Source organism: Flavobacterium piscis (assembly GCF_001686925.1).
Lineage (GTDB): Bacteria > Bacteroidota > Bacteroidia > Flavobacteriales > Flavobacteriaceae > Flavobacterium > Flavobacterium piscis.
Window position 1 is genome coordinate 47511 of sequence record NZ_LVEN01000044.1, and the last position, 19578, is coordinate 67088.

The following is a 19578-nucleotide window of genomic DNA, read 5'->3' on the forward strand; positions in this document are numbered from 1 at the left end:
TTTTTGCTTCCTAAAATCATGCTTTCGGTTATTTTCTTAATCTAAGTTTAACAACTTCAATTTATTCTTTCAGTACCATGTCGATGCACATAACAGCGGCAAGGATTAATTGTCTTAAAGGACTATCTGGCGCAACAGTTTCTTCAATTTGTAGCACATAATTATCAGCGCTGGTAAAAAACTCTTTACCCATTCCTGCCCATTTTTTGCTTACCTGGGCCAATTGTTTGTTTTCATGACTGAATTTAAAATCCCAACCTGTCCATTTTCCCTGAAGCGTGGCGGCAGTTCTTTCGTTTTTATCGAGAATTTCAAATTTTCCTCCAATCGAAAATAATTTTTGTTTAAATGTTCCCACTAAACGGTCTTTTTCGTCAAAAACTTCAACAGTCGAACGAAGCCATGCGATACCACGTTTTACAGAAATTATTTTTTCGCCCGAAGCCGTAGTAATTTCAATATCAAAAGGAGTCATTCTTTTATAATCGGTAAAGCGTAACATTTTGGTAAAAAAGCCCAAGTTATTCTCGCGGCAGTTCATTATAATTTCATTGCTTTCCGGATTGTAAATGTCGTAGTTGTTAGCGGCTTTAAACATACCGATATGTTCTTTTACAAGAAATAGATTCTGATTTAAAATTGGGTTCATGAAATTTTGTTTGATATTGATTTATATAAAAATTTTGATCTGAATAAATTTTGAAGGATTTTCAAAAGGAAATCAAATGTAAAAATAATTTTGTTAATAAATCAATATTAAATTGGTTTGAATTGTAATGATTTAAAGCTTAATCCTTCTTTTTTGATCTAATCACAATAGCTCCATGTATAGCTTTCTCTCCATAAAAAGCTGTTGCATCATTAGCTTTTAAAACCTGAATGCTTTCGATATCATTGGGGTTTAGTTTAGAAAATTGTTTGGCATCTATTACAATTCCGTCCAGAATTGTTAATGGCTCATTGAGAAGAGGCCGATGGTGCACAGATTATTATTTTATTGGTTAAAATGGATTGCAATGTATCTTTTGTAGTTGTTTTTTCCTGTGCTTTAGCAACGAAAGATATAAGCATAGAAAGGGCTAATGAAATAAGTTTTACGTTTTTCATGATGATAATTTGAAATAAATGATGCGTTTTATCTTTGTCAAAGCGTTACACTTTGACAAAGATTTTTTAGATTTTTTCTTTTAGTTTTTAGGAGTTGGCTTACCTGTTTTGGTAGTGATAATTACCACTCCTTTTTTGCCTTTTTCGCCATATTTTGATGTGGCTTCAAGATCCTGAAGAACAGTTATGGTTTTTATTTCCTGTTTATTCAAAGGGGCATAAGGACTTGTGGGATTTTTGCCGAATAAATCATTTTCAGAATAATAAATTCCGTCAATAATATATAATGGAGCGTCCAGAACAACTAGTGAATCTACATTTTCAGGTTGCAAATTAGGAAGTTCGGCCTGCATCATTTTGTCTCTTTTTTGGTCGTCGCTATGTGCTATTGCATTTCCGTTGAGAATAATTAGCGGAGCACTTTTTTTAGCTACCTGAGTTTGTTTATCAGCAAATGCAACTTTAGCCGATTCTCTCTCTATAGTTCTGGAATAATCTATGTTTTGAGCCGCTTTATCTTTCAAATTATTATTATCTTCTTCTAGCGCATACTCAGCTTGTATAGGTGCATTGGCAGGTTCTTGACTAATAATAGCATCTGCGCTTCCTGCTCCCGTAGCCTCAGAAACGTAAGCGGTATTTTCTGCTACATTATTTTGAGTGGTAACTTGCTTATCTAAAATTTTAAGCGCTTCCGGTTTTGGAATTAGTACTGAATCTGAAGCAACAACAGCTTTATTATTCTCTAAAATGTTTTGTTTTATCTTTTCTTTATTAACAACTGTAGAATTCTGAATTGTTGTTTTGTCTGATTTTATAAACTGAGAACCTATTGAAATTAATAATAAAAGAGAAGCTGCGATGGCAATTTTTTTCCATAACGAGATTGCTTTTTTATCTTCTTTTTTGTCGAGTTTTTCTTCCACGCGTGCCCAGACTTTGTCCATTCCGGGAAAATCTTTTTGTTCCGAGTTTTCTGCGGCTTCTTTAAATTTATTGAATATTTTATCTTGATTGTCCATGACTATTTTGCTTTTTGGTAATACAATTTATTTACTAAATCCTTTAGCTTCGTTTTGGCGGCATTCAATTGTGATTTTGATGTGCCTTCAGAAATGTTTAGCATTGCGGCAATTTCTTTGTGTCCAAAACCTTCAATTACAAAAAGGTTAAAAACAGTTTTGCAGCCGTCTGGAATATGGTTGAGTAAATTGAGTAAATCTTCTTCTTCTAATGTATTAATCTCATCCGTAAAAGGTTGCGAAAGCAATTTGACATCATCAAGATACATATTGAAATTGGTGTGCTTCTTGATCGTTGCCAAACAATGATTTACGGTTATTTTGCGCGCCCAGGCCTCAAAAGCCAGAACCTCTTTTAGCTGCTCCAGTTTTGTAAATATGGTATAGAAAGCGTCAGCCATAGCTTCTTCGATTTCTTCTTCCTTTTTGAGGTATCGTTTGCAGAGGCGATACAATTTTGGAGCCATATGCTCATAAACCTGACGCTGGGCATCACGGTTCATTTTTTTGCAGTTAGAAATTAGCGTTTCGTTTATCACAATTGTTGTCTTTATACTAAAGAGGGTTGAAAAGATAAAAAGGTTGGAACGGAGGTTAAAAAAAGTTTTTTTAAAGGTTCATAGTTTCAAAGGTACAGAGGTTCAAAGTTGCAAAGGTTTTATTGTAGAGGCGCACAGCAGTGCGTCTCCCGCAAAGATATTCACCAGTTTATGTCATTGCTCCGGAATTTTACAAAGAGTTCCGGAGGAACGGATTATATTGTAGGGATGGATTTTAATCCATCTTTGCAGTTGGTCAAATAATTTTTTCATTCGAGATTAACGATTCGAATTGACATTCTTTGCGGGAGACATGATGCTTTGCGCCTCTACGTTTTTTGGTAATCTTCAATAATCTTTGCGTATCTCTGCGAAAGCTTTGTGAATCTTTGTGTTATAATAATGGCACAGAGATTCACAGAGAAATTCACAAAGTCTCATAAAATTTACTTAACCGGCAAAACCAACTTAAAAATCTTTGTTTCTAAAAGATCCGTATCATTATCCTCGCACAATAAAAACTCGATTTTGTTATTTTCTTTTTTATAGAAAGTTAGACCTTCGAATTTATTGGTTGACGTTATTTTTTGAGTAAAATCTATTTTCATGGTTTTAAGGTCGATTCGGCCAATGAAGCTTCCCAGGATTTCACCATCGTCGTAGGTTGATTTGGTGTCTTCGGCGGTAGAAAGGAAATAGATTTTGTCTTCGAGCAAGATGGCATCGGTAAAACTGGAGCGAACACCTTTTATTTTTGGCAGTTTATAATTGGTAGCAACCAAGGCAAATTCTTCGCCCAGACTTTTAGCATGAATGGTAAAAATGGTGTTTTTGTTTGAAACTCCGTTTCCGCGATTGAATAAATACCAGTTTTCACCATCGAAGATTGCACCTTCGAGATTAAAATCTTCCGGTTTTATTTCGCCAAAACTTTGCATTAAACCATATAAATCAACGAGATTGTTTTTTTGTAAAATGGTTTTGTTTTTAAGATCAAACTCGATCATTTTGTTTCGGTTTTCGGTAGAACCGGAACCAAATACATATAAAGTATCATTATGATGCGTGATCGATTCGAAATCGGGTTTAATGTTTTTCGGAATGTTTTGCGACGGATTATCAATTAAAGCGTGTTGATTTAATTGCTGATTCTGCATATTGTATTCGTATAAAAATCCGCTGTTATCGCCAATAATATAAAGTGCATCATTGTTATAAAATAATCCTGATGCCGAACCGATACCTATGATTTGAAATAATATTTCTAATGTGAATTTTTCCATGAATGTTTGTTTTGAAAGCTATGTAATAAGAAATGATTTTATTTAAGAATATTTTTTATCTCAATTAATGAATTATATATTCCATCATAATAATTGTTGTTTTTAAAATTTGGAATCATAAAGTCTACAATTAGTTTATCACAATCTTTATTTGTTAAATATTTCATTGCAATTTCAGTTGTTGATATTGCAACTTTTTTTAAATTTTTACTGAAAACGATTATTGCGCCACCCTTTTCAAGAACTCCACCAATTTTCCATTCTGTAAGTTTATTAATTGAAAATTTTTGAATGTCTTTATCAGGATATAATTCATCAATTGATAGAATTATGATTTCCATTTTATTTTTATTTCTAATTTCTTTAGCGATATCATTAATTTTTCTGCTTTGTTGAGGTGAAAATACTGAATCAATTTCAACAAGATTTGAAAATGGTAAAATAACTGAATTCTTGATTTTAAAAGAATCACAAGTTTTGTTTAGTTCTCTTATTAGTTTATAATTAATAGAATTAACCGCATTTTTCCAATTGGAAAAATCCAAATCTTTTTTTTCATTGATAATATATTTTTCTAAAAACTTGGAATATATTTCAGCTTGCTGCAGTTTAATTGTATCAGAATGAGCCGATTTAATAGAATCGCATATTTTTAATGAAAAATTTGAAATAGATTGTCCATTTGATTTTAAGCTTGTGAAAATTAAATAGAATAAAATTAGAAATCGGATTTTCTTCATTTATAGTTTTTACAATAATGTTATTTGAAAACAATTGAGCCCTGATAGTCCCGAAGCTTCGGGATAAATACTTTGAGAAGAAATTGTAAAAAAACAATTTATCGAGAAAGTATTACAATGAGCAGTCCTGATAGCTATCTGGATTCGTAAAATTAGTATATTTATAATTATAAAAATGTAGAATATATGAAATCGCCACTTATAAATCTCTATAGAGATATGAAAAGGCGATAACATATATGACCTCTAATAAATAAAATCAACATATATGAAATCGATAGACCCGAAGGATTTTAAAGTTACAGATAAAATAAAATTGTCAAAAATTCCGACCTTATTAAAGGTAAAAGCGGATGATGACGAAAAGGAGGAAAAACTGGATAAAGTACAGGCAAAACTGAGCGATTTGCAGGATGTCATGTATGCGCATAACAAATATGCGGTTTTAATTTGCCTTCAGGGAATGGATACTTCGGGGAAAGACAGTTTGATTAGGGAGGTTTTTAAAGAATTTAATCCGCGTGGAGTAGTGGTGCACAGTTTTAAAACGCCTAATTCGGCTGAACTGGAACATGATTATTTGTGGCGTCATTATATTGCTCTGCCGGAAAAAGGGAAGTTTGCAATTTTTAACCGTACACATTACGAGAATGTTTTGGTAACGCGCGTACATCCTGAGTTTCTTTTGGCAGAGAATTTACCGGGAATTAATTCGGTTGATGATATTAAACCCAAATTTTGGAAAAGAAGAATTGAACAAATCAATAATTTTGAAAGTCACATTGCAGAGAACGGAACGATTGTGATGAAGTTTTATCTTCATTTAAGCAAGGAAGAACAGCGCCAACGCTTATTACGCCGACTTGAAGAAGGAAAACACAACTGGAAATTTTCGCCGGGTGATTTGAAAGAACGTGAACATTGGGACGAATATCAGGAATATTATGAAGAGGCGATCAATAAAACTTCGACAGAACACGCGCCGTGGTATATAGTTCCTGCTGATGATAAGGAGATGGCCCGTTATATTGTGGCCAAAATTATCTGGGAAGAAATGAAACAATACACTGACATTAAAGAACCGGAACTGGATGATACCATAAAAGCCAATTTTGAAATGTACAAGGAAGAACTAAAAAAAGAGTCTTAAAGTAAGACTCTTTTTTTTGCCTCAATGTTACTAGAAGTTTACGTGTGTTTTGAATTACTAATTTAATGTTAATTTTTTTGTAGTATTTCTGAGATTTTGATCTCAGTCTTATTTTTTTGATAATATGAAAGTCATTTTAAGTTAAAGAGTACAGATTTACTTTGTAAAAAAAATAAAACCAATTTTTAGCTAAATGAAAAGAATTATTCTACCCCTGGTTATTTTAGGTTCGTTGATTACATCTTGTAACAATAACGATTCTAAAGACGAAATAGAAACACCAACGAGTGTTGTATTAAAGGATCAATCTGTAACGCCAAGTTTATTAAAGGCACAGGCAGGTTTTGAGAGTTTAAAAATTTACTCTCTTTTTAGTTCAGATGATGTATTTCCGGAAAGTCCGAAATTTGTTTTTGGAGGTTCTGCAGATGGTTCAGGTTTATTGAAAAACACTGACGGAACTTTTACTTTTTTAGTAAACAACGAAGATAATTTTGCTGTTTCGAGAATTACGCTTGACAAAACATTTAAACCTACAAAAGGGGAATATTTGCTAAACTCTAGCGGAGGAACCTGGAGATTGTGTGGTGCAACTATGGCGACAAAAGAAGAACATGGTTTTGGACCTCTTTATTTAACTTGTGGAGAATCTGGTGAAGAATCCCGCACGCACGCACTAGATCCTTACGGAAGTGTAGGTTCTGCATCTGTATCTAAAGAATTGGCTGGATTTGGCCGTTTAAGCGCTGAAAATGCTTTGCCATTGCGCACATCTGCTTACAAAGGGAAAACAGTAGTTGTAATTGGCGATGACGATTCTGGAACTTACGGAGGTCAGGTTTTTATGTATGTATCAAATGCTGTAGGTGATTTAACCAATGGTTCTTTGTATATGCTAAAAAGAAATGATGACAACCAAAGAGAAAAGGATATTGAAGTTAGTAAAACATATCCGGTTTCTTTTGTGAAAATTGACAACCATACTACGCTTACCGGTGCGCAAATCAATGCATCAGTAAATACTCTAAAAGCGATTAAATTTGGTCGTGTAGAAGATTTAGATTACCGTAAAGGTGGTGATGCTGCAGATCGTGAATTGTATTTTAACGTAACAGGACAAAATACTACAGGAACAAATGCAGATGGTTCAAGAACAAAATACGGTAGAGTTTACAAATTAAATCTTGATGCTGCTGACCCGTTAAAAGGAACTCTTGAGGTTATTCTTGACGGAGATAACCGTTCAGGTATCGCGGGGAAATTCCAAAATCCGGATAACATTTGTGTAACTAAAAACTATGTATACGTTCAGGAAGATGCTAACGGATACGGAGACGAAACTCACGATGCTTATATCTACCAATACAACATTGCAACTAAAGCTTTGAAAGTTGTAGTTGAATTAGATCACCGTCGTACTGCTACAGATGCTGCGAAATATAACGTAGGCGGAACTTCTAAATTTGGAGATTGGGAATATGGTGCTTTGATCGACGTATCAGATCAGGTGGGTATTGATGATACTTTTATGTTAAGCGTTCAGCCACATACCTGGACAGGAGAAAAATATTTGAGTCCTGACGGAGGAACAAATCGTCCTAAAGAAAATCAGGCAAGTCAAATTGTAGTGATCAAAGGTTTGGCGAGATAAATTTCTAAATTATTATAAAACAGTTGTCCACTATCTCTATTTGAGGTAGTGGTTTCTGTTTTTCTGAATATTCCTCTTTTAATTTTTATTACATCATGAAAAAAATATATTGTTTGTTCTTTCTGGTTGTGTTTGTTGCTTGTGAGAAAAAAAGCAAACATCAGGAAGTAAATGAACTGTTTCAGGCTGATATTACTTTATTGGTTGAAAAAGTAGCCAAATTGAAGTACTCCGTACAAGCGGATTCTACTGCAGCGCAAATTCAGCGACAATTTCTGGAAGCACATGAAAGCTATAAAAAGGTCGAAATGATCAGCGAATATTATTCGCCGGCAGTTTCAAAATCCATCAACGGACCTGCAATACCTGAGTTTGAAGAAAATGATAAAGTAACGGTTCCGCCCGAAGGTTTTCAGGTTATCGAGGAATTGGTTTTTCCGAAGTACAATAAAGAAAGTAAAAAGGAACTACTTCAGGAATTGGGAGTTTTATCTTCAAATCTAATTCGGTTAGAAAAAGTATCAAAGTCTAATGAACTAACGGATGCGCATGTTTTTGATGCTATGCGACTTGAAGTATACCGAATAATTACTTTGGGAATTACAGGTTTTGATTCTCCAGTAATATTGAATTCACTTCCTGAAGCTTCTGTAGCTTTAGCAACTATCGAAAAATATTATAAAATTTATCTGGAGAACGAATCAGTTTCGAATGGAAATCAGGTAATTGAGATTTTAGAAAAAGGAAAGAAATATTTAAAAGCAAATACCAATTTTAATGCTTTTGATCGTGCATATTTTATCAAAGAAATTTTAAATCCGTTAAGCAAAGGAATTTATAAAACACAAGCCGAATTAGGAATTCCGTTAATGAAAGAACAAAGAGGCCTGAAAGTTACCGCGCAAACTTTATTCGATAAAGATGCTTTTGATGCCGAAGCATTTTCGGGTTTTCCGGATTATCAAACAACACCGGAAAAAATTGCTTTAGGTAAAAAGTTATTCAATGATCCTGTTTTATCCGGAAACAATACACGTTCGTGCGCTTCATGTCATCATGCCGATAAAGCTTTTACGGATGGTTTAGAAACAGCAGTTGCATTAGACGGAAAATCGATGATTCAGCGTAATACGCCAACACTAACCAACATTGCTTTTCAGCGTGTATTTTTTGCAGATTCGAGGGTAAGTTATCTCGAAGATCAGGCCATTGCAGTTATTAAAAATGAAAATGAAATGCACGGCTCTTTAGAACAATCGGCTTTGGCGATTCAGAAGAATGGTGATTATGTGAAGGATTTTAAAAAGGCTTTTCCAAAAGGAGAAATTAATGAATTTGCAATCAAAAATGCTTTAGCGTCTTATATTCGTTCGTTAAGTCATTACGATGCTAAGTTTGATGCATACATGCAAAATAAAACAGCGTTTACTGAAGATGAAAAAGCAGGATTTAATTTGTTTGCCGGAAAAGCCAAATGCGCCACTTGCCATTTTGTTCCGCTAACAAACGGAACTGTTCCGCCAAACTTTGACAGATCCGAAAGTGAAATTCTGGGAACTCCCAATAAAAATAAAAAACTCGACGGAGATTTAGGAAAGTTTGTCATCACGCAGGCAGCCATTCATAAAAATTCGTTTAAAACACCAACAATAAGAAACATCGAACTTACCGGGCCCTACATGCACAATGGCGTTTATAAAACACTTGAAGAAGTAATTGATTTTTATAATGATGGAGGAGGAATAGGTTTAGGATTCGACGTTCCGAACCAAACTTTACCTGAAGACAAATTAAACTTATCCGATAAGGAAAAAAAACAGCTGATTGCTTTTATGAAAACTTTGACGGATAAGAAGTATTTGGAGAAAAGAGAATAGAACAAAGAGAATAGAATAAAGAGAATAGAATAAAGAGAATAGAATAAAGAGAATAGAATAAAGAGAATAGAATAAAGAGAATAGAAAAAAGAGAATAGAAAAAAGAGAATAGAAAAAAGAGGTGAATTTTACCGCAAAGAACGCAAAGATTTTATTTGTAAGGTTTTGAAAAACAGAAAGTTAGCAAAGCTTTGTCATTTCAGCTTTGCGAACTTTGCATTCTTTTCAACAGGTAAAAACTTTGCGAACTTTGCGAAACCTTTGCGGTCTTTGCGGTAAAATGCACATCGCAGGTTTAATGCTTAAGCTATAAAAATACAAAACCCGGGAGACTATGCGATCTCCCGGGTTTATACCAAAAACAAAAAAATAAAATAAACCTAAATTTTATAATTTAAAACCATAGGCTAAACGTAAAGCCACCTGATTGGTATTAAATTTATCATAGTCCTCATAACGGACACTAATGTCAATGTATTTGTTGGCATATCCAATCCCTGGCGCCCATAAAAAAGTAGTGTCATTATAACCGTTTGTAACGGCAAATCCTGCACCAACTTCACCCATAACATAAAATTGATCTTCCCATACAAAGGCTTTAAAACCTGCTTTTGCCGGGATAAATCCAAGATCTTTTACTTCAACTCCATTTTGATCTTTCATAAACAAGTTTGTAAAACCTGTAGTTAAAGTCAAAGATGCTTTCTTTGTCAAATCATATTGTAAACGAACATCTCCACCAAGTGACCATCTGTAATCATTATCAGTTGGTATTCCTCCATTTACACCAAAGCCTAATCTAAAACCCTGATCATAATTCTGGATTTCACTGTCCTGAGCGAAAGTTTTGTTGGCGTATAAAAAAGCGAAGGCACATAAGCATAACATTTGTAATTTTTTCATGGCTAATATTTTTGAATTATTAATGATGTAAAAATACTTTCAACGTCTTCGGGCTTTGTTATATAATTTTTCAAAATTGTTACATAATTTTAAAATTGCCCTTTTTCAGACCTGTGGGGAATTTAATTTATTTTGAAGTTTCATTTTGGAATTTAAAATTTGAAGTATTGGAATTTAAATATATTTCGATTTTAAGAATCCCTTTCTGAGTATCTTTGCCGACTAAAAAAGTATATACAGAATTAAGGGAACAAGGGAGTTTGAATAGGATTTTGGGAGGACCAACTTCTGCTGCAACGTCCTTTATATGCGCCTTCATAACCTAACAAAAAAATTAATCCAAAATTCACTTTCAAATAGTTAAATTTGAACCGAAAAACAGAGCTATTGATTTTACAGATTTTTTTAAAGAATCTTTCTAATCATTGGCTAAAAGAACAAAATAATAAATATATAAAAATGGAATTACCTAAATTTTTACTCGGAGACAATACTGATTTTGCAGATGATATTTTCATCATTCACCTTGACTACCCACGATTCATCATCAACCTAAAAGACGATGAGGTTGAATTTATGGAAGAGGCAGAAGATCTTGACGAGGCAGAATTGAATGCTGAAATGGAAGGGTTAATTGTTTTGGCGAATGAGTTTTACGACAGGGAAATAAAACGTTACGAAGAGTAGAGATGTATCACGCGATCTTTTTTAAATTATTTAATAAAACTTTGCGACTCTGTGACTTTGCGAGATTAAAAAAATAAAGTGATTAAAAATACTTTTATTTAAATCTCTGTTTCCACCAAAAATTAACTTTAATGATAAAATGAAAAAATTAAGTTTTTTAAAACCCATTTTTAATTTCATAGCAATCGGATTGCTAATTACTACTTTAAGCCGAATCTTTTTATTTTTTATATTTAAAGAGAGAGTAGTGCAAACACCGGATTTCTGGTACATCTTCCCAATCGGACTTCGAATGGATTTGATATTATTGTGTTATTTATCATTTTTGCCGGCCGTTTTAATTACTTTTCTACCGAATAAAGCATTAAAATTCACCAATAATTTTTTGGTAATTTATAGCTTTCTATTCCTGTTTCTGATTCTTTTTGTAGAATTGGCTTCACCGGATTTCGTAAAACAATACGATACGCGACCAAACAAGATCTTCTTAGATTATCTTATCTATCCTAAAGAAGTTGTTGGAATGCTTCTTAAAAGTTACCTAACTTCTATTATCTTGACTTTTATAATTTTAGGAGTTGTTATTTATTTTGCTTTCAAAAAAGGAAAAAAATATTTCCATACTACAAGTACAGAATACAAATTCAAACTAATGCTTTTTCCGTTAGTAGCTTTTTTATTGTTTTTTGGAGCACGTTCAAGTCTTACTTCAAAACGCCCTATCAATGCCAGTAACGCTGTTTTCTCTACAGATCAATTGACAAATACTCTGGGATTAAATTCATTTTATACCGTTGCTTTTGCGGCGTATTCGATTAAAAATGAAGGAAACACCAAGATGTACGGTAAAATGGATGAAGCCGAAGCAATTGCTCGTGTAAAAAAATACATGATTGCCGGACCAAATGATTTTACAGATGCCGAAATTCCGTTTCTACATGTACAACAACCCGATACAGTTTTAAAGCAACCTTATAACCTGGTTATTTTTCTACAAGAAAGTTTAGGTGCTGAATATGTTGGAATTTTAGGAGGAAAACCATTAACACCAGAATTTGATAAATTATCGAAAGAAGGATTATTGTTCACCAATTTATATTGCACAGGAACAAGAAGCGTTCGTGGCATTGAAGCAGTTGTAACCGGATTTTTGCCATCACCATCAGAAAGCGTAGTGAAATTAGGAAACTCTCAGCAAGGATTTTTTACTTTGGCTGAAGCTTTAAAACAAAAAGGATACGACACCAGTTTTATTTATGGCGGAATGGCGAACTTTGATAACATGGCTTCGTTTTTCAACGGAAATGGTTTTCAGGATATTGTAGATCAGGAAGATTTTGATTCTGATGGAAACAAATATGCTTTCAAAGGAACCTGGGGTTATTCTGATGAAGATTTAGTTACCAAAGCCAACAATTATTTTAAAGCAAAAGGAGATAAACCGTTCTTTTCTTTAATGTTCTCGACTTCAAATCATGAACCTTTTGAATATCCCGCGGGAAGAATCAAACCTTATGATGCAAAACCTGCAACGGTAAACAATGCCATGAAATATGCCGATTTTTCTATTGGGAAATTCTTCGAAATGGCGAAAAAAGAACCTTATTTCAAAAACACTATTTTTATCGTAATTGCAGATCATAATACCAGAACATACGGAAAAAATCTAGTACCAATTAATAAGTTTCACATTCCGGCTTTGATTGTAGGACCAGGAGTTCCAAAAGGAACTTCATATAGTAAATTGGCAAGTCAGATTGATATTCCGCCAACATTATTGAGTTATTTAGGACTTTCGTTTGAAACACCAATGGTAGGAAGAAATCTAAATAAACTAGATCCAAAAACACAAGGAAGATCTATTATGCAGTTTAACGATATCAATGCATTCCGTGTAGAAAATCAGGTTGTCATCATGCAGCCTAATTTAAAACCTTTGCAATTTGAAATCAAAAATGATACAACTTTAGTTCCAGTAAAATTAAATGAAGAATTAGCAAAAGATGCTTTGGCGCATGTAATTACAGCAGGAAATTTATATAAAGAGAATAAATATAAATTAAGGAAAAAATAGGTCCAAAGGAACAAAGGTTCAAAGAAACAGAGTGTAAAATCTTTGTCGCTTTGAACCTTTGCTACTTTGAACCTTTGTTAAAATATAATTTAAGTAAACTCTGAGCAGCTGCAAAAGGTGATATTTCATCGTTTTGCACTGCTTTTTTGTTTTGTTCCAATCGCGAAATAATTTCAGGCTGATTATAAAAGTTCAGTTTAAGTTGTTCGTTTATGGTTTCCATCATCCAGAAATGATTTTGTTCTTTTCTTTTTTCCTGGAAGAAACCGGATTGATTAGTTTGCTCAAAATAACTCGAAATTGTATCCCAGATTTCCGAAATACCTTCTTTTGTAATGGAGCTGCAAGTCGTAACTTTTGGCTGCCAGTTTGATTTTTTTGGAGGAAATAAATGCAAAGCCCTGTTGAATTCCAGCTTTGCCTGATTTGCTTTTTTTACATTATCACCATCAGCTTTGTTGATGACGATGGCATCGGCCATTTCCATAATACCGCGTTTAATGCCCTGAAGTTCATCGCCGGCACCGGAAATTTTTAATAATAGAAAGAAATCGACCATACTGTGAACAGCGGTTTCGCTTTGTCCAACGCCAACCGTTTCAATAATTATAGTGTCAAAGCCTGCAGCTTCGCATAAAATAATCGATTCGCGGGTTTTGCGTGCAACTCCGCCCAAAGTATCTCCTGAAGCACTTGGTCTTATAAAAGCATTTTCGTCCTTTACCAATTCTTCCATGCGGGTTTTGTCGCCCAAAATACTTCCGTGCGAAAGCGAACTGCTGGGATCAACTGCCAAAACAGCCACTTTTTTGCCTAATCGAGTCAGATAACTTCCAAAAGCTTCAATAAAAGTACTTTTTCCTACTCCGGGAACTCCAGTAATGCCTATTCGGATCGATTTATTGGCATGAGGTAAACAGCCATTAATAACTTCGTTAGCTTTAATAGCATGTTCTGGATTTGTGCTTTCGACCAAAGTTATGGCCCTGCTAAGTGAGGTAATATTTTTATTTAAAATTCCATCAATCAGTTCAGTAGAAGAGGGTTGTTGTCTTCTGTTTTTTTTAATTTGATGTATAGCAGCAACATTGGTGATTTCAGGAGGTGAAATTCCGGCTTTTTCGTGTAAGCTGCTGGATTGTTTTTTGGAACTTGACAAAATATTGTTTTTGGTACTGTAAAAGTACAGAAAACAAAAACAGTTTCAAAAAGTTAGTTTGCCACGAATTTCACGAATTTATTATCCCTATCGAATTAGAATAAAAAAAAGTATTCGTGCTAATTCGTAAAATTCGTGGCTTAAATAAAATTAGTAAGCCGCAGTAAAACGAACCTGATGGTGTTTTGCATTTTCAGCTTCATCTGCAATAACAACCGCTAAATCTTCTACAGAAAGAATACTTCTTTGTTCGTCGTTAAAAACAGGATTGTCCAGACCTAAACGATATTTTCCGGTTCTTCCGGTTGTAATTCCCTGATGCATTTCGAAAGCAGGACTAAAAAATGCCCAATCCAGTTCTTTTTCTTCTTTAAGGATATTCAGATAATCTCTTGCAGCAGTTGCTCCGGCGTGGTATTCTTTAGGGAAATCAGGAGTGTCAACCGCTTGTAAACCTGGCGCGACAAATAAACTTCCGGCACCGCCAATCGTGATAAAACGTTTCACACCAGATTTTTTTACCGCTTCCTGAATCGCTTTAGATCCGGCAATAAAATCATCGTAAATATTAGGATTTGTCCATCCCGGATTATAAGCGTTGATAACTTCATCGTGTCCTTTCAAAATTGCTGCCAATGCATCAACATTAAAAATGTCAGCACTTTTCCAGTTTACATTTGCTGTATCTTTTGGAGTTCTTGCTATCGCAGTAATTTCTTGATTTCTGCTGGCTAATTCTTTTAAAATGGCTGAGCCTACAAATCCTGTAGCTCCAATAATTGCGATTTTCATAATATATAAATTTTATTAGTAATAAAAATTGTTACAGTTTTGTATAAAAAAATACTTTTAGAATTGATTAGAAAAATCTTCCAGAGAGATGCCTTCCAATTGCAAACTCACTTTTTGATTCATATCAGTATATAATGCACTTAAATTTTGATTGATCTTTTTTCCTACCGGACAATCAGGATTAGGCTGATTTTTTGCATAACCTAAATTAATGGTTTCAAAAGTCATTTCGAAAATTTCTTTTAATGTGATTTTCGAAGGATCTACAGACAGTTTTGTACCGCCATTTTTTCCTTCTTTACTTTCCACAATATGATGAGATTTTAAATTGGCAATTTCTTTTCGAACCAAAACAGGATTCAAATTAATGCTTCCTGCAATATACTCAGATGATAAAAAATCATTTGGGTATTTGGTGAGCAAAGTAAGAATGTGAATCGTTATGGCAAATTTACCTGAAATCATACTGTAATAAAATATATTACAAATTTAGTTATGTTTTACTAAATAAAAAAGATTTTAACGAAAAATTAATTTTTAATGACAATTTATAAATCCTTATTTTTGATGCTTTTAGCACCATGAACAATTTTATTCTTATCTTTTTCTTTCTGGCTTTAGGCTTGGTCTTGCAGCATATAAAGCAATTTCCAACCCATATTTATAAGGTTTTAAATAAAATTGTAATCTATATCTGTTTACCGGCAATAACCTTATATCACATTCCTAAAATAAAGTGGAGTAACGAATTATTATTTCCAATAGCCTCAGGATGGATTAGTTTTATACTGGCTTTTGTATTTTTTCATTTTTTAGGAAAAAGGTTAGGCTGGTCTAATAAACTCATTGGCTGTTTGGTTCTGACAGCAGGATTAAGTAATTCATCCTTTTTGGGATATCCCATTATCGAAGCTTTATATGGAAAGAAAGGATTAGAAACGGCCATCCTTGTCGATCAGCCCGGAACTTTTGTTGTGGTTTCAACTTTGGGTGTTTTTGTAGCTGCTTTTTATTCAAAAGGAAGTCCGGATGCTTTTAGTATTTTCAAAAAAATAATTTTTTTTCCGCCCTTTATTACTTTTGTGGTGGCTTGTTTAATGAATGTCTTTCAATATGATTTAGATTTAAATCTTCAGACTGCTTTATTAAAAATAGGAAGTTTAGTAACTCCTCTTGCTTTACTTTCGGTAGGATTGCAACTTACTTTTGATCGAAAAAGCCAGCATTGGCGATTTCTTAGGCTCGGACTTTTCTTTAGGCTTATTGTAACGCCTTCTGTTATATTGGTCTTGTATGTTTTTGTTTTCAACCAACATTCTGAAGCCATAAAAATAACGATTATGGAAATGGCTATGGCACCCATGATTACAGGTGCAATTTTAGCTTCGACCTATGGTTTGAAGCCCAAGTTAAGCAGTATGATGATTGGTTTTGGAATCCCAATTTCTTTTGTAACCCTTGCTATTTGGTACTTTGTGGTAAGTTTTATTTAGTTATAAATATTAACTAGATAGGAAAAATAGAATTTTAACTTTTTTTTAAAAAATTCGTGTTTTCCTTATGTCTTTTTTGACTAATTTTAGATGAACTAAAAAAATATAATTATGTCAACATTAAGATTAGGAGATATTGCTCCAGATTTTCATGCAGAAACAACCGAAGGCCCAATTAATTTTCATGAATGGTTAGGCGATTCCTGGGGTGTTTTATTTTCGCATCCTGCAGATTTTACCCCTGTGTGTACAACTGAATTAGGAACAGTTGCCAATTATGTTCCTGAATTTAAAAAGAGAAATACAAAAGTTATAGCGCTGAGCGTTGATGGTTTAGAGTCTCACAAATTGTGGATAAAAGACATTAACGAAACCCAAAATACAACCGTTAATTTTCCGATCATTGCTGACGAAGATAAAAAGATAGCAACTTTATATGATATGCTGCATCCAAATGCAAGCGAGAAATTTACGGTACGCTCGGTTTTTGTTATTGGACCGGATAAAAAGATAAAGTTAACGCTAACATATCCGGCTTCAACAGGAAGAAATTTTGAAGAATTGTTACGTGTTATAGATAGTTTACAATTAACTGCAAATTATAGTGTAGCAACTCCGGCGAATTGGAAAGACGGAGAGGATGTTGTAATTACACCAGCCGTTCCTGATAGTGATATTCCGGCGAAATTCCCAAAAGGTCATACACCTATCAAACCTTATTTGCGAATGACACCGCAACCTAATAAATAAGGTTCTAAGTTGCTAAGATACTAAGGGGCTAAGATTCTAAGATTGTTGAGAAAAAACTCAGTATCTTAGAATCTTAGCCCCTTAGCATCTTTATCTATAACTCAACGGGAACGCTTTTCTTCATGAGTTCGTTCATTCGTTTTTTGTCTCCAACGACCCAGATAATATCATTTTTTTCTAAAGTCAAATGTGATTCCGGGTTTAAAATTCGATTACCATTTCTTTCAATTCCCACAACAAGACCACCGGTTTTTTCTCTAAACTGGCCAATTCTTTTTTGTATAAAATCGTCATTCGAAATTTCTAACTGGCGCAGCACAATATCAGATTCCTGCGAGTTGTTAGCAGCCTCAACCTCATTTTGTAAATATTTGGTGAATTCTGAAATTTGTTCATCTGTACCAATAACACAAATCTCGTCGCCCGGAAACAAGCGTTCATTTTTAGTGGGAATAGGAATTGTAATTTCACCACGACGAATAAATGCAATATTGATTCCCATGTTTTCACGAATGCGTAATTCTTCCAGAGTTTTACCCGCAAGATTTGATTCTTTACCAATATCAAAAATAGACATGTGACCATCCCAAGGCATTAAATTGGCGTATCTTCTGTCGATTTTTTTGTTTTCGCGATCGTTTAGATTCTTTAAAAAATGAGTTTCAATTTTATGATACTGCTCGTTTAATTTTTTAGGAAACAGTTGATAGGCTCCAATGGCAATGATCAGGGCAACAAAAGCAACCAAAGGCGAGAAGAAAATATTCAATAAAAATCCAACGAAAAATAACCCAAGGCTCATTCTAATTAAAATTAGCATCAAAAGCGCACCGCGATATTTTCGTTCTTCCCATAATTCTTCGACTTCAGTAACTTTTACTCTGCGTAACGAAAGCGCCCATAAAAAAGGAGCAATTATGACAAGGGTAATCAAAGCGGCCAACGTATTTCCAAAACGGGTATCAGCTACTAAAGGCGCCACAAATTTAGCCGATAATAATATAATCGCCGTAATAATTATAGTGTGTAAAATGATTTGTGTGATCGAAGCACGAAGTACAATTTGCCAGGTACTAACAGACTTTATAGCTTGTGCATTGACACTATATCGGTTGATATTTTTAATCCATTTTTTAGGAAGTTTCTGTTCCAGATATCCTGAAAAAGGATCAGAATATTTAATTAAAAACGGAGTTGTAAAAGTGGTAATGGCAGACACGGCCACAATTATTGGGTATAAAAAATCACTCGTTACTTTAAGCGTCATACCAAGAGTCGCAATAATAAAAGAGAATTCACCAATTTGCGCCAAACTCATACCCGTTTGCACAGATTGTTTAAGCGGCTGACCAGATAACAAAGCACCAATAGAAGAACTAAATGCTTTCCCAAAAATAGTCAGCAGTGTTATCAGCGCAACCGGCAACATATAAGTAACCAATGTTTCCGGATTGATTAACATCCCGACTGATACAAAGAAAACGGCACCAAATAAATCTTTTACAGGCTGAATCAAATGCTCGATTTTTTCTGCCTGAGTAGTTTCTGCAATAATAGAACCCATGATAAAGGCCCCAAGAGCAGGAGAGAAGCCTACATTGGCAGCAAACATCACCATCATTAAACAAAGTGCCAGGGAAATAATCAGCAGCATTTCGTCTGTCAAAAGATGTTTTGCTTTTTTAAGGATTGTTGGGATAATAAAAATTCCACCCAAAAACCATATGATTAGAAAGAATATTAATTTTAAAACAGATTGTAATAATTCTCCTCCTGAAACCTGATCACTAACGGCAATTGTCGATAATAAAACCAACATTAAAATTGCAACAATATCTTCGACAATTAAGGCGCCAAAAACAATCCCGGCGAACTTTTTTCCTTTAACACCCAATTCATCAAATGCCCGAATAATAATGGTGGTTGACGAAATCGAAAGTGTGGCACCAAGAAAAATACTATCCATCTTGCCCCAGCCCATCCATTGCCCCACACAATAACCAATGAGCGTCATGAATAAAATTTGGGTAATGGCGGTTATCGAGGAAGTTCCTCCAACTTTCATTAATTTTTTAAAACTAAATTCGAGCCCCAGACTAAACAATAAAAAGATCACCCCAATTTCGGCCCAAACCTCTACACTTTTCATGTCCGTTATAGACGGAAAAAAATCAAAATGGTTTCCCGCTAGAAATCCGGCAATTAAATATCCTAAAACCAGAGGCTGTTTCATTTTTTTAAAAATCAAAACGGCAATTCCGGCGGTCATCAGGATTAATCCCAAGTCGCTAATAAGTGGTTGTAGGTGGTGTGTAGTCTCTGCAGCGGCGCTTAAGGCAATCATAAAGTGG

At 34.1% G+C, this 19578-nt stretch carries 18 protein-coding genes; 7 read left to right on the forward strand and 11 right to left on the reverse strand.

Annotated elements, in window-relative coordinates:
- Positions 1 to 61: 61 nt before the first annotated feature.
- The 6 genes from FLP_RS19925 to FLP_RS19950 form a co-directional block, all read right to left on the reverse strand.
- Positions 62 to 649, reverse strand: a complete 588-nt coding sequence (locus tag FLP_RS19925; RefSeq protein WP_065451254.1) for an LURP-one-related/scramblase family protein — start codon at positions 647 to 649, stop codon at positions 62 to 64.
- Positions 650 to 788: 139 nt separating this feature from the next.
- Entirely contained in the window at positions 789 to 983 is a 195-nt protein-coding gene (locus FLP_RS19930) for a TonB-dependent receptor plug domain-containing protein (RefSeq protein ID WP_065451255.1), read from the reverse strand.
- A gap of 204 nt (positions 984 to 1187) precedes the next feature.
- A complete protein-coding gene (locus FLP_RS19935; RefSeq protein WP_065451256.1) occupies positions 1188 to 2129 on the reverse strand; it encodes a hypothetical protein in 942 nt (313 codons plus the stop codon).
- Positions 2130 to 2131: 2 nt separating this feature from the next.
- The gene (locus FLP_RS19940) at positions 2132 to 2632 is read right to left on the reverse strand and encodes an RNA polymerase sigma factor (protein ID WP_065451257.1); all 501 of its coding nucleotides are present in this window, start codon (positions 2630 to 2632) and stop codon (positions 2132 to 2134) included.
- A 482-nt stretch (positions 2633 to 3114) separates the two neighbouring features.
- Positions 3115 to 3951 carry a DUF6929 family protein gene (locus FLP_RS19945; protein WP_065451258.1) on the reverse strand — a complete coding sequence of 279 codons (837 nt, stop codon included), beginning with the start codon at positions 3949 to 3951 and terminating at the stop codon, positions 3115 to 3117.
- Positions 3952 to 3989: 38 nt separating this feature from the next.
- Complete coding sequence (locus FLP_RS19950; protein ID WP_065451259.1) at positions 3990 to 4691, reverse strand: TPM domain-containing protein; 702 nt, start codon at positions 4689 to 4691, stop codon at positions 3990 to 3992.
- Positions 4692 to 4959: 268 nt separating this feature from the next.
- On the opposite strand from FLP_RS19950, the gene FLP_RS19955 reads away from it, so the two are divergent.
- From FLP_RS19955 to FLP_RS19965, 3 genes are all read left to right on the forward strand, one after another.
- Positions 4960 to 5841 carry a PPK2 family polyphosphate kinase gene (locus FLP_RS19955; protein WP_065451260.1) on the forward strand — a complete coding sequence of 294 codons (882 nt, stop codon included), beginning with the start codon at positions 4960 to 4962 and terminating at the stop codon, positions 5839 to 5841.
- A gap of 193 nt (positions 5842 to 6034) precedes the next feature.
- Positions 6035 to 7492, forward strand: a complete 1458-nt coding sequence (locus FLP_RS19960) for a PhoX family protein (protein WP_065451261.1) — start codon at positions 6035 to 6037, stop codon at positions 7490 to 7492.
- A 95-nt stretch (positions 7493 to 7587) separates the two neighbouring features.
- A complete protein-coding gene (locus FLP_RS19965; RefSeq protein WP_065451262.1) occupies positions 7588 to 9369 on the forward strand; it encodes a cytochrome-c peroxidase in 1782 nt (593 codons plus the stop codon).
- A 387-nt stretch (positions 9370 to 9756) separates the two neighbouring features.
- Here FLP_RS19965 and FLP_RS19970 read toward each other — a convergent pair whose 3' ends face one another.
- A complete protein-coding gene (locus FLP_RS19970; protein WP_065451263.1) occupies positions 9757 to 10272 on the reverse strand; it encodes a hypothetical protein in 516 nt (171 codons plus the stop codon).
- 459 nt (positions 10273 to 10731) lie between these two features.
- On the opposite strand from FLP_RS19970, the gene FLP_RS19980 reads away from it, so the two are divergent.
- Positions 10732 to 10959 carry a hypothetical protein gene (locus tag FLP_RS19980; RefSeq protein WP_041517047.1) on the forward strand — a complete coding sequence of 76 codons (228 nt, stop codon included), beginning with the start codon at positions 10732 to 10734 and terminating at the stop codon, positions 10957 to 10959.
- Positions 10960 to 11098: 139 nt separating this feature from the next.
- Positions 11099 to 13033 carry an LTA synthase family protein gene (locus FLP_RS19985; protein WP_065451265.1) on the forward strand — a complete coding sequence of 645 codons (1935 nt, stop codon included), beginning with the start codon at positions 11099 to 11101 and terminating at the stop codon, positions 13031 to 13033.
- Positions 13034 to 13094: 61 nt separating this feature from the next.
- Here the strand turns inward: FLP_RS19985 and meaB are convergent, their stop codons facing one another.
- The 3 genes from meaB to FLP_RS20000 all read right to left on the reverse strand — a co-directional run bounded on the left by meaB (position 13095) and on the right by FLP_RS20000 (position 15449).
- Positions 13095 to 14192, reverse strand: coding sequence for a methylmalonyl Co-A mutase-associated GTPase MeaB (gene meaB / locus FLP_RS19990; protein ID WP_065451266.1), 1098 nt, complete (start codon positions 14190 to 14192; stop codon positions 13095 to 13097).
- 150 nt (positions 14193 to 14342) lie between these two features.
- Positions 14343 to 14984, reverse strand: a complete 642-nt coding sequence (locus FLP_RS19995; protein WP_065451267.1) for an NAD(P)-dependent oxidoreductase — start codon at positions 14982 to 14984, stop codon at positions 14343 to 14345.
- Positions 14985 to 15041: 57 nt separating this feature from the next.
- Positions 15042 to 15449, reverse strand: a complete 408-nt coding sequence (locus FLP_RS20000) for an Rrf2 family transcriptional regulator (RefSeq protein ID WP_065451268.1) — start codon at positions 15447 to 15449, stop codon at positions 15042 to 15044.
- Positions 15450 to 15565: 116 nt separating this feature from the next.
- Here FLP_RS20000 and FLP_RS20005 point away from each other — a divergent pair, with 116 nt between their 5' ends.
- Together FLP_RS20005 and FLP_RS20010 are read left to right on the forward strand one after the other, a co-directional pair.
- Entirely contained in the window at positions 15566 to 16477 is a 912-nt protein-coding gene (locus FLP_RS20005; RefSeq protein ID WP_065451269.1) for an AEC family transporter, read from the forward strand.
- A 111-nt stretch (positions 16478 to 16588) separates the two neighbouring features.
- On the forward strand, positions 16589 to 17227 hold the full coding sequence (locus FLP_RS20010) for a peroxiredoxin (protein ID WP_065451270.1): 639 nt from the start codon (positions 16589 to 16591) through the stop codon (positions 17225 to 17227).
- Between the two features lie 94 nt (positions 17228 to 17321).
- On the opposite strand, the gene FLP_RS20015 is transcribed toward FLP_RS20010, so the two are convergent.
- Complete coding sequence (locus FLP_RS20015) at positions 17322 to 19571, reverse strand: cation:proton antiporter domain-containing protein (RefSeq protein WP_065451487.1); 2250 nt, start codon at positions 19569 to 19571, stop codon at positions 17322 to 17324.
- Positions 19572 to 19578 lie beyond the last annotated feature (7 nt).

Coding starts and splice junctions, on each gene's coding strand:
- FLP_RS19925 (WP_065451254.1), bottom strand. CDS start 649: ATGAACCCAATTTTAAATCAGAATCTATTTCTTGTAAAAGAACATATC.
- FLP_RS19935 (WP_065451256.1), bottom strand. CDS start 2,129: ATGGACAATCAAGATAAAATATTCAATAAATTTAAAGAAGCCGCAGAA.
- FLP_RS19940 (WP_065451257.1), bottom strand. CDS start 2,632: ATGAACCGTGATGCCCAGCGTCAGGTTTATGAGCATATGGCTCCAAAA.
- FLP_RS19945 (WP_065451258.1), bottom strand. CDS start 3,951: ATGGAAAAATTCACATTAGAAATATTATTTCAAATCATAGGTATCGGT.
- FLP_RS19950 (WP_065451259.1), bottom strand. CDS start 4,691: ATGAAGAAAATCCGATTTCTAATTTTATTCTATTTAATTTTCACAAGC.
- FLP_RS19955 (WP_065451260.1), top strand. CDS start 4,960: ATGAAATCGATAGACCCGAAGGATTTTAAAGTTACAGATAAAATAAAA.
- FLP_RS19960 (WP_065451261.1), top strand. CDS start 6,035: ATGAAAAGAATTATTCTACCCCTGGTTATTTTAGGTTCGTTGATTACA.
- FLP_RS19965 (WP_065451262.1), top strand. CDS start 7,588: ATGAAAAAAATATATTGTTTGTTCTTTCTGGTTGTGTTTGTTGCTTGT.
- FLP_RS19970 (WP_065451263.1), bottom strand. CDS start 10,272: ATGAAAAAATTACAAATGTTATGCTTATGTGCCTTCGCTTTTTTATAC.
- FLP_RS19980 (WP_041517047.1), top strand. CDS start 10,732: ATGGAATTACCTAAATTTTTACTCGGAGACAATACTGATTTTGCAGAT.
- FLP_RS19985 (WP_065451265.1), top strand. CDS start 11,099: ATGAAAAAATTAAGTTTTTTAAAACCCATTTTTAATTTCATAGCAATC.
- FLP_RS19995 (WP_065451267.1), bottom strand. CDS start 14,984: ATGAAAATCGCAATTATTGGAGCTACAGGATTTGTAGGCTCAGCCATT.
- FLP_RS20000 (WP_065451268.1), bottom strand. CDS start 15,449: ATGATTTCAGGTAAATTTGCCATAACGATTCACATTCTTACTTTGCTC.
- FLP_RS20005 (WP_065451269.1), top strand. CDS start 15,566: ATGAACAATTTTATTCTTATCTTTTTCTTTCTGGCTTTAGGCTTGGTC.
- FLP_RS20010 (WP_065451270.1), top strand. CDS start 16,589: ATGTCAACATTAAGATTAGGAGATATTGCTCCAGATTTTCATGCAGAA.
- FLP_RS20015 (WP_065451487.1), bottom strand. CDS start 19,571: ATGATTGCCTTAAGCGCCGCTGCAGAGACTACACACCACCTACAACCA.